Source organism: Pseudomonas sp. LAIL14HWK12:I7 (assembly GCF_000483465.1).
Lineage (GTDB): Bacteria > Pseudomonadota > Gammaproteobacteria > Pseudomonadales > Pseudomonadaceae > Aquipseudomonas > Aquipseudomonas kermanshahensis.
On record NZ_AXYZ01000015.1, the window covers coordinates 147,106 to 156,042 of the forward strand.

The following is an 8,937-nucleotide window of genomic DNA, read 5'->3' on the forward strand; positions in this document are numbered from 1 at the left end:
ACGACCGGGACTACGGGTCTGTAGAAACACTGCGCTTGTGTGGAGAAGGGCGCTGTCATTTCTTCCACTTTTGGACAGATTTAGACCCATCAGTCGCTTTGTGTAAGGTTTTTGTAAAAGCGTCCGTTGTGCATACAAGGACCGGTATCGTGTTTTGTACTGTCCTGTCCAAAGTAGCAAACGATGAACACACTTCCGTCGCAGCCCAGTGCTGAACGCGGGGCGTTCTCCAGTTTCGAGGCGTGTCGCAATACCCAGCAAGGCCCCGTGGTGATTCTGGCCTCGGGTGCTTCAGCCAGGCATTTCCCGCTGGCTGATTTTGCCCACCTGCCCATCATTGCCATGAACGGTTCAGTCGCCATGACAGCAGAGCATGGCGTGAAACCGTTTTTCTACGTGTGCACCGACAAAAGCTTCGGCCTGCAGCAACCTGATCTGTTTGCCACCGCCCTGCGTGACAGCCAACGGCTCGCGCTGTGGCCAGAGCAATTCGAGGGTGCCGACATACCAGCTGCCAGCGAATGCTATGCCTTGCACAAGGCGCACACACCCGGCCTGCTCGACGGTGTGCGCGGGCACGGTGACAGTTGCGTCTGCAGCCGCGCACTGTGGAGCAAACGGGCTCGGTCGATCGCCTTCAGCAAAGACTTGTCGCAGGGTTTTTTCGATGCCCGCACAGTCGCCTACGTGGCGCTGCAACTGGCTTATCACCTGGGGTTCGAAGAGGTGTTGCTGGTGGGGGTCGACCTTGACCAGACGGTGGGGCGCTTCTACGAGACCGAAGAAGGGCAACATTCACCGTGCGGCCTGGACCAGCATTGGGACAGCCGCATCCTGCCGTCACTGACATTGATGGCGCGGCAAGTGGTCAATGATCATTTTCACGTCTACAACCTGTCGGCGGCGTCGCGCATCCCGGCCGAACTGATCCCCAAGGTCAACCTGTCAGAAGCCAGGCGGATTGCCGGCTGTGGGATTGGTTGAGCAAGAAAGCGGGTGCGTGTGGCCTTGCGTCTGCGTAGAGTGCGCTGACCATCTCGCACCCTGCAGGAGCCCCCAATGTCCAGCGCCTTCACCTTCATGCAATCCCCCGTTGGCACGCTGACGCTGGTCGCCCGCGGCGATCGGCTGGCAGCCGTGCTCTGGGAAGAGGAGCGGGAAAACCGCGTGCGGCTCGGTGAGCTCCACCGAGATGACCGGTGCCCAGTCCTGCTGGACACCGCCCGCCAGCTGGGCGAGTACTTTGCCGGCACGCGGCGACGCTTTGACCTGGCGTTGGATTTTGCCGGCACGCCGTTTCAGCGCGAGGTGTGGGCTGCATTGCTGACCATTCCTTTCGGTGAAACCCGCAGTTACGGCGACATTGCCCGGCAGATCGGCAACCCCAGCGCAGTCCGTGCAGTAGGCGCGGCCAATGGCCGTAACCCGATCTCCATCATTGCGCCGTGCCACCGGGTAATTGGTGCTTCAGGCAACCTCACCGGCTTTGCCGGAGGGCTTCAGGCGAAGCAATACCTGCTGGCGCTGGAAGGCAGAGAAAGCCTGGCATTGGCGCTCTGAGTCAGGCAAACCTAAAGGATCCAGCTGGCGACCAGGCAGGCCACCAGCGCCAGCGCTGATCCGGCCATCAAGGTGTACTGCCGGTGGGCCCGCCGTGCATGGGGCCGGACCTCTCGCAAGTATTCGCCAGGGGTGGGCGCACCCGGTCGATGGCGCAGGCCTTCGGCGATTTCGGCCAATTGACCCTGGATCAACAGCCCGACCAGGTAATGCGTAGATGCGTAGCTCGCCAGCGTCAACAACAAATACTTCACGCAGTCAGCACCCTCAGTGGCACAGCGGTCGCGCTGGAGTGGGTAGTATCCAGCAGAATCAGCCCTTCGCAGGTGTCATCCAGGCTGGCCAGCAGCCGACCCTGGCTATCCCAGGCCGCAGACCCACCTGCGCCGATGAACGTATCGGCAGGCCCCACGCAGTTGGCCAACAAGACGGTAAGGCCCAGCGTGCGAGCGACCTCCGGGTAATGCTCGTAGCCCTCACCAATGCCCTTGGCCGTTTTCGCCACACTGGCCAGGTACACTTGCGCGCCCTGTGCCCGCGCCTCGGCAGCATGTTCGATGAACATCGACTCGTAGCAGATGGCAGGCGCTACCCGGTGCTTGGCCACCTCGAGTACCAAGGGTTGATCGCCGGCGGCGAAGTAGGGCAGTTCATCGCCGTGCAGGCGCCGTTTGGCATACGCCTGGCGGGGCATGCCTGGGCTCAGGATCGGCATGCCGATGCGAATGCCGTCAGGCGTTGGCAAGGGCAGGCCCACGGCGACTGTGAGAGCATGCTGGTCGCACAGTGCCTGCAGTGGCTCCAGCCGTGGGGAGGATAACGGCAGGGCGAGCTGGCGGGCCAAGGTCGGCTCATAGCCGGTCAGTGACAGTTCAGGAAACACCACCAGCTCAGCACCCAGCGCCGCAGCCTGCTCGATGCAGTACAGGTGACGCGCAAGGTTGCCCTGAATATCGCCTTTGAGCGACGCCAGTTGCACGGCGCAGATCTTCATCAACAGCTCCTTCCCTGGTACGAGTCAAGGGCCGAGCATACGCCTGGCCGCAACACCTGTACCAGTGAAGGGTTTTTCAGGAAGCCGAGTGCGGTGCGAAGCGCTGGCGAAACCAGTCGTTCAGCATGGCCTTTTCGGCATACAGGCGGTCGCTGCTGCTGGTCACGCGCCCCGGGCGGCTGAGGTACATCTTGTCGCTGACCCGTTCCTGCGCTTGCTGGGCAGGTTTGCCGGGTTGGCTGAGGGTGTAGCTGAGGTCGATGGTCGGCCAGGTGATTTCGCGCATGAAGCGCACATCGTAGGCATTGCTGTGCCAAGGCTCGAAGCGCCCGGCCAGGTCGATGTCACGGATGTCGATAACCAGCTGCTGGTCTGCTTGCAAGTAACGCTGGCCGAGCTTCTGCAGGTACTCGGTCAGGGCCTTCATGACATAGGCATCGGCACCCCGTTCGTAGCCGGCACTGTCGAGGCTGGCATCGCGAAATTTTTCGGGATGGTCGAATCGCACCTCGACCTGCGCAGCCGGAGCACCTTGTGCCATGCTGTTCAATGACAGCGCCACGAGCACGGCACACACGAGGGCGGTACGCATGATGCACCTCCAAGGTGAAAGACGTGTCCCTTTATTCTACGCCTGCCATGACAGCACCCGCAGAGGAAGATTGTAATGAGTCGGTTTCGGCGGGTAGCCGCCAACCCCCTGGGTCGAGACCTGGCGGTGGGTGATATCCACGGGCACTTCGGGCGCCTTGTTCGGTGCCTGCAAGCGGTTGGGTTCAACCCCGCAGTGGACCGCCTGTTCAGCGTGGGTGACCTGGTCGACCGTGGGCCGCTCAGCCACGCGGCGCTGGCATGGCTAGACCTGCCCTGGTTTCATGCCGTGCAGGGTAACCATGAGGCGCTGGCGGTTAGCTACCTGCGCGGTGGCCGGCTCGACCTGGAGATGTACCACGCCGCCGGTGGTGGCTGGTTTCTTGAGCTGCCCAAGGCCGAGCAGCGGCGCTTTGTCGAACGCTTCGAGCAATTGCCGATCGGTATGGAAGTTGAAAGTGCAGCGGGCCTGATCGGTCTGTTGCATGCCGACAGCCCCTTCGCCGATTGGCCCGTGTTACGGAGCTGGTTGGAACTGGATGACGACCCCGAGGTACGCGAAGTCTGCCAATGGTCGCGGCGCCGGCTGAAGGAGGGCGACACCCGGCCTGTGCACGGCATCCGTGCCTTGTTGGTCGGGCATACACCCGTGCTGCAGGTCAAACAGCTGGGCAATGTCTGGCACCTGGACACCGGCGGCTGGGCCAGCGGCCATTTCAGCCTGCTCGACCTGGCCACCCTTGAGCTGGTCAGCCCCGCGCAAGGTGCACAAGCACCCCCCCGGCCAACACCATCAGCATGACCCCCGAAGCCCGCTCCAGCCAGGGCAAGGCGCGGGAGAAGCGCTGCAACACGCGCTGGTTGCCGATGGCCACGGCGACCAGCAGGTCCCAGAGCAGCACGATGCAGAACATCCAGCCCGCATACACCACCTTCCAGCCGACACTGCTGCTGGCGACCATGCTGGCGAGGCTGGCGTAGAACAGCGCGTTCTTGGGGTTGAAAATGCCCGACAAAAAGCCCATCGCCAGGCTGCGCCAACCACCTGGTACAGCGCCATTGCCGGCCACTGCGGCCAGGTTGGAATGCCCGGCGTAGCGCAAGAATTGTGCGCCGATGTACAAAAGGTAAGCCGCACCGGCCAGTTGCAAAGCAATGAACAACGTGCTGCCTTCGCGCAAAATCGACAGGCCGGTAAAGGCCATGGCGATGAAGGCGCCATTGGCCAACGCGATACCCAGGCACGCGCCGCTGGCGGTGCGCCAACCGCCACTGATGGAGGTGCGGGCAACCAGGAAAAAGTCCGGGCCGGGTGACAGCAGGGCTAGGAAGTGGGCGAGGGCGACGATCAGGAACTGCTCCATGGGCGAGACGACTCTGGCAGGTAAAGCCGCAGTCTGGCGTCGAGCCTGGAGCACGTATTGAAGATTATTGCGCGGGGCCTCAATGGCCTCGGTATTGCCCGGGCGTTACGCCCACGTGCGCCTTGAACACCCGCTGAAAGTGGCTTTGGTCGGCAAACCCAAGCTGATAGGCGACCTCTGCCAGCGCCAGGCCCTGGTTCAACAGAAGCCGACTGCGATTGACCCTGGCGTTGAGCAGGTAGGCATGGGGCGTCAGGCCGGTCGCTGCGCGAAACGCCCGAATCAGTTGATAACGCCCCAATCCCGCTTCCTGGGCCAGCAACGTCAGGCTCAGTTGCGCAGGGTCCTCAGCCTCGATCCGTTCGACCAGGCCACTGAGCAGGGTGGCGCCCAGCGCCGGTGCCGCCTCCAGCGTCGGGTGCGCGCAGAAGTCCTGGTCCCCCATGAAGGCAATCAGCGCCGCCTCTTTCTCGCCGTAGCTCGCACTGGAGAACAACAAGGCATTCAGCGCGCAGAACTGGCCGTACAAGGCGGGCACATGGCTGATACGTGCTGGCTCACCCGCCTGCGCACCGCGCAGCCCAGACTCCAGGCGCAGTTGCGACAGCCAGTCGGCATCCACGTGCAGCATCTGGTAGCTCCAGGCCTGGCCAGGCGCCGGGTTGCACGCATGCACACGCTTTGCCGGGACCATCACCAAGGTGCCGGGGGTCAGGCGTTGCTGACCACCGCTTGCGCCGGTAAACAGGCTGAAGCCGGCATCCACTGCACCCATGGAAAAGGTCGGATGGCTATGCGCCTTGTAGCAGGCGCGGCTATGGCAGGCGCGGCGGCTTTCGACGAAGGGCAGGGCAGTATCGCGCCAGACGCGGGCTTGTGAGCGGGGCATGAAAAGGGTCCTCGACAGGAGCAAAAGCTTACCAGTAGCAGGGGACCCGTACAGTTTTTTTGGCTGGCTGTAACTTGACCCTGTGCGCGTCTGCGGTCGAAATAAGCGCTTGATGTCAGAGGACAATAAAAATGGATCTTGCCAGTTTGCTGCTGTTCATCCCCGCGTGCTTCGCCCTCAACATGGCGCCCGGGCCCAACAACCTGCTGTCTTTGCACAATGCCAGCCGCTACGGCCTGCGCACGGCCTGCGTGGCCGGTGGCGGGCGCATTGTCGCTTTCAGCGGCATGATTGCGCTGGCGGCGATGGGCCTGGCGGTGGTGCTGCATACCAGTGAATACCTGTTCCTCGCCATCAAGGTGATTGGTGCTGCCTACCTGTTCTACATTGCCTGGCAGTTGTGGCGGGCCCCTGTTGGTGAAGCCGTGGTGGCGGGTGATCACCCACGCGGCACCTGGCGCCTGGCGCGGCAAGAGTTCTGGGTGGCGGCGGGCAACCCGAAGGCGATCCTGATCTTCACGGCCTTCCTGCCCCAATTTGTCTCGGTCGGCGGTGCCACCCCGGTCAGTGAGCAGTTCCTGTGGCTGGGCGTGCTGTTCCTGCTGCTGGAGTGGGCCGCCATCGCCATCTATGCGGGCCTTGGCGCCTATATGCAGCGCTGGTTCAGCCAACCTGGGCCGCGTCGGATGTTCAACCGGGTCAGCGCCTCCTTGCTGGGCTGCGCTGGCCTCGGTCTGCTGGCAGCGCGCCGCTAGAACTGCCAGCGCACACCCAGGTTGACGCCGCTGGCTTCCTGCTGGCGGCTGTCCAGGTTGGCGCTGTACTGCACGCCGCCGTGCAGGCTAAGCGCTTCACTCACTTGCGCCACCACACCGCTTTCAAGTTGCACCGAAGTGTAGCGGTAGTCGGTCTTGATCGTGTCGAGGTCATCGAACGTCAGCGTGTCGCGGCCACCGTCGCCGTGCCACAGGTTGACCTGCGCATAGGGTTGCAGCAGGCGTCCACGGGTGCCCGTGAAGGTGCCTTCAAGGCGCGCACCCAAGCGCGCGGTCAGTTCAACCTGGGCGTCATGGCTGACGCGCGAGACGCTGTCTCGGGCGGTGCCCAGCGAGACCTTCTGGGCGATCAACTGGGCTTGTGGCTCCACGGCCCAGCGTTGCGACAGGGCGATGGGGTAGCCGGACTCCAGTGACGCTGTCCAGGCATGGCCATTGATGTTCAGCTTGTCACCACGGTGCGAGCGCGCCCGGCCATCCAGGTCGGTGTATTGCAGCACGGCATCGAGGTACCCGCGCTGCGGCCCGACCAGTGTCCAGTAAGCGCCGACGCTGTCGCCATCGAGCTTCAGATCACCGACGCTGCGGTCTTGTACGGCCAGGGCAAACCCTTTGACGTCGGCCTCCAGGCGACTGTGGCTGACATACACGCCGACCTGTTGGCGATAGCCGCTGTCATTGACCTTGGCATACACGTCTTGACCGACCTTGAAGCCATACAGATCACCGTCCAGGCTGGGGCTGACCGTGCCGGTCCATTGCTGGCGCAGCGTGCCGCCGTAGGCCTGGCCCCAGCTGGCGGGGAGCCCGCCTTGGCCGGCCAACAACTGCTGGTCGCCCTGGCGCTGGTGAAAGGTACCCAACGCTTGGCGGGCGATGATTGCGGCGCCTCTGGGGGCTGCGGCGTACACCGGGACTTCGGGGCGGTACAGCGCCAAGTGCTTGCCCTGCACGGGCGCAGGCAGTTCAGCTTGCCCGGGCGCCGCCGCAACCACAGGCGGGGTCGCTGCCGGTTCGATCACGGGTGGCTCGCCGGGCTGCGGTGCCGGCGCCGGAGCGGGCGGGGCGACTAAGGTTGAGCGCAGGTACCAGCTGTTTTCGCTGCCGGCCGTGATACCACCCTTGAACAGGCGATAGTCGTAGGCACCGACCGAAAGCGTCTGGGTCTGTACGAAAGCGTCGTTCCGGCTGACAGCGCCTTCGCGGGCTTCGACCACTTGGATACCGTTTTGTGTGGTCAGCGCGCCTGCGCCACCCAGGTTATTGACCAGCAGGCCAGTGCTGCCAGCGATAACCCCGCGGCTGACGACCAGGCGGTCGGAGGCCGCGCCATCCCCGGCCAGCACGCTGTTCACGCGCAGGGTGCCGTTGTTGCCGGTGTAATCGCCTTGAATGCTCAGGCGCCCCTGGGCATCGTTGCCCCGTGACAGGTCTATCGTGCCGGCGTTTTCGACCGACACCTTGTTCCCGTTCTGGATACTCACGATGCTGCCTTGGCGTGCGATCAGCGCGCTGCTCGCATCGATTGTGAAGCTGCCTGTACCGGTCGCGGGGAGGGTGTCGGTGCCTAGGTCGCCCAAGGTGAGGGTATCGTCAAGGGTGAATCGGCTGGCGTTGGTCAACGCCACGGATTCCCAGTTGGCGTACAACGCCCCGCGCGTCACCTGGCTGCGGTTGAACACCAGGGTGTCATTGCCAGCGCCGCCGTCGATGCTGATGTCCAAGGCCTTGGCATCGAGGCTGTCGATTGTCGCGGAGTCATCGCCAATACCCATATCGACTCGGCCGCCGATGCCGCCGCCGGACCACGTGAAGGTATCGTTGCCGGCACTGGCGAGCACATTCCCCTTGAGCTCGCCGCCGCTGATGGTGATGCGGTCCTGGCCGCCACTGGTGCTGATATTGCCGCCAATCGAGCCCCCGCGCAGCAGGATCGTGTCGTTGCCAAAGCCGCTTACCAAGTTGCCGTCAATCTTGGTTGCAACGGCGGTGTCCTGGGACATTTCGAAGTAGTTGTCAGCGAGCTTCAAGTCGACTCGGCCTATCTGGCCGCCCGAAAAGATTGCATGATCGCCATCCTCGAACGCACCGATAATGCGCCCGCCCGACATTGTGAAATTATCGAACCCTTGGCCCTGGTTCAGCGACTGGACCGTGCCCCCGCTCATGGTGAAGGTATCGACCTGTTGGGTTTGCGAGATCGCCCCCAGGCTGTCGCCCGGTATGACGGTCAGTGAATCAGGGTAGCCAAGCGTCGGCAGTACGAGCAGTGGCAACGCGGCAGGGGCAAGCAGGCGGTGATAACGCATCGGCAGGTCTCCGGGGCCTCAGAGGGGGACCACTACCTGACGCGGCGCTTAGGCGCACCACCTCGGTCCTGCCTGAGTTGTAGGGAAAGGCCTGACGTTGAACAACTGGCAATAATGCTAGGTGGCCTGTTGCCACCCTGACGCTGTCAGTCGCGGTAGAAGGTTTGCACCAGGTGGTAGCCGAACTTGCTCTTGATCGGTCCATGCACCACACGTAGCGGCTTTTTGAAGATGACCTGGTCGATGGCGCCGACCATCTGGCCGGGCCGTACCTCACCCAGATCACCGCCGCGCTTGCCCGACGGGCAGGTGGAAAACTTTTTCGCCAGCACGTCGAAGGCCTCGCCATTGGCGATGCGCTGCTTGAGCTTTTCGGCTTCGTCAGCGGTCTTGACCAGGATGTGGCGGGCTTGAGCTTTCATGGGACACCTGTGCTTCGGGGTAAAAAAAGGGC

The 8,937-nt window shown here is 63.2% G+C and carries 11 protein-coding genes; 4 read left to right on the forward strand and 7 right to left on the reverse strand.

The genetic code is table 11. The features are described 5' to 3' along the window. Positions 1-183: 183 nt before the first annotated feature. Both D886_RS0115805 and D886_RS0115810 read left to right on the forward strand, forming a co-directional pair. Entirely contained in the window at positions 184-984 is an 801-nt protein-coding gene (locus D886_RS0115805) for an LPS biosynthesis protein (protein WP_027594851.1), read from the forward strand. Between the two features lie 75 nt (positions 985-1,059). Further along, a complete protein-coding gene (locus tag D886_RS0115810) occupies positions 1,060-1,560 on the forward strand; it encodes a methylated-DNA--[protein]-cysteine S-methyltransferase (RefSeq protein WP_027594852.1) in 501 nt (166 codons plus the stop codon). A gap of 11 nt (positions 1,561-1,571) precedes the next feature. On the opposite strand, the gene D886_RS0115815 is transcribed toward D886_RS0115810, so the two are convergent. From D886_RS0115815 to D886_RS0115825, 3 genes are all read right to left on the reverse strand, one after another. Then, positions 1,572-1,814, reverse strand: a complete 243-nt coding sequence (locus tag D886_RS0115815; protein ID WP_027594853.1) for a hypothetical protein — start codon at positions 1,812-1,814, stop codon at positions 1,572-1,574. After that, on the reverse strand, positions 1,811-2,554 hold the full coding sequence (locus D886_RS0115820) for a carbon-nitrogen hydrolase family protein (protein WP_027594854.1): 744 nt from the start codon (positions 2,552-2,554) through the stop codon (positions 1,811-1,813). The genes D886_RS0115815 and D886_RS0115820 overlap by 4 nt, the downstream gene beginning before the upstream one ends. A 76-nt stretch (positions 2,555-2,630) precedes the next feature. Next, positions 2,631-3,146: a DUF3016 domain-containing protein gene (locus D886_RS0115825; RefSeq protein ID WP_027594855.1), complete on the reverse strand. Its 516-nt coding sequence runs from the start codon at positions 3,144-3,146 to the stop codon at positions 2,631-2,633. Between the two features lie 75 nt (positions 3,147-3,221). On the opposite strand from D886_RS0115825, the gene D886_RS0115830 reads away from it, so the two are divergent. After that, positions 3,222-3,947, forward strand: a complete 726-nt coding sequence (locus tag D886_RS0115830; protein WP_027594856.1) for a metallophosphoesterase — start codon at positions 3,222-3,224, stop codon at positions 3,945-3,947. Here the strand turns inward: D886_RS0115830 and D886_RS0115835 are convergent. Further along, complete coding sequence (locus D886_RS0115835) at positions 3,895-4,509, reverse strand: LysE family translocator (protein ID WP_027594857.1); 615 nt, start codon at positions 4,507-4,509, stop codon at positions 3,895-3,897. The genes D886_RS0115830 and D886_RS0115835 overlap by 53 nt on opposite strands. Positions 4,510-4,588: 79 nt before the next feature. After that, the gene (locus tag D886_RS0115840; protein ID WP_027594858.1) at positions 4,589-5,398 is read right to left on the reverse strand and encodes an AraC family transcriptional regulator; all 810 of its coding nucleotides are present in this window, start codon (positions 5,396-5,398) and stop codon (positions 4,589-4,591) included. Positions 5,399-5,529: 131 nt separating this feature from the next. On the opposite strand from D886_RS0115840, the gene D886_RS0115845 reads away from it, so the two are divergent. Further along, a complete protein-coding gene (locus tag D886_RS0115845) occupies positions 5,530-6,153 on the forward strand; it encodes a LysE family translocator (RefSeq protein ID WP_027594859.1) in 624 nt (207 codons plus the stop codon). Here the strand turns inward: D886_RS0115845 and D886_RS0115850 are convergent. Beyond that, entirely contained in the window at positions 6,150-8,483 is a 2,334-nt protein-coding gene (locus D886_RS0115850; RefSeq protein WP_027594860.1) for an autotransporter outer membrane beta-barrel domain-containing protein, read from the reverse strand. The two genes, D886_RS0115845 and D886_RS0115850, sit on opposite strands and share 4 nt — an antisense overlap. A 146-nt stretch (positions 8,484-8,629) precedes the next feature. Then, positions 8,630-8,905: a peptidylprolyl isomerase gene (locus D886_RS0115855; protein ID WP_009686637.1), complete on the reverse strand. Its 276-nt coding sequence runs from the start codon at positions 8,903-8,905 to the stop codon at positions 8,630-8,632. Between the last annotated feature and the right edge of the window lie 32 nt (positions 8,906-8,937).

Coding starts and splice junctions, on each gene's coding strand:
- D886_RS0115840 (WP_027594858.1), bottom strand. CDS start 5,398: ATGCCCCGCTCACAAGCCCGCGTCTGGCGCGATACTGCCCTGCCCTTC.
- D886_RS0115855 (WP_009686637.1), bottom strand. CDS start 8,905: ATGAAAGCTCAAGCCCGCCACATCCTGGTCAAGACCGCTGACGAAGCC.
- D886_RS0115820 (WP_027594854.1), bottom strand. CDS start 2,554: ATGAAGATCTGCGCCGTGCAACTGGCGTCGCTCAAAGGCGATATTCAG.
- D886_RS0115825 (WP_027594855.1), bottom strand. CDS start 3,146: ATGCGTACCGCCCTCGTGTGTGCCGTGCTCGTGGCGCTGTCATTGAAC.
- D886_RS0115805 (WP_027594851.1), top strand. CDS start 184: ATGAACACACTTCCGTCGCAGCCCAGTGCTGAACGCGGGGCGTTCTCC.
- D886_RS0115810 (WP_027594852.1), top strand. CDS start 1,060: ATGTCCAGCGCCTTCACCTTCATGCAATCCCCCGTTGGCACGCTGACG.
- D886_RS0115850 (WP_027594860.1), bottom strand. CDS start 8,483: ATGCGTTATCACCGCCTGCTTGCCCCTGCCGCGTTGCCACTGCTCGTA.
- D886_RS0115845 (WP_027594859.1), top strand. CDS start 5,530: ATGGATCTTGCCAGTTTGCTGCTGTTCATCCCCGCGTGCTTCGCCCTC.
- D886_RS0115830 (WP_027594856.1), top strand. CDS start 3,222: ATGAGTCGGTTTCGGCGGGTAGCCGCCAACCCCCTGGGTCGAGACCTG.
- D886_RS0115835 (WP_027594857.1), bottom strand. CDS start 4,509: ATGGAGCAGTTCCTGATCGTCGCCCTCGCCCACTTCCTAGCCCTGCTG.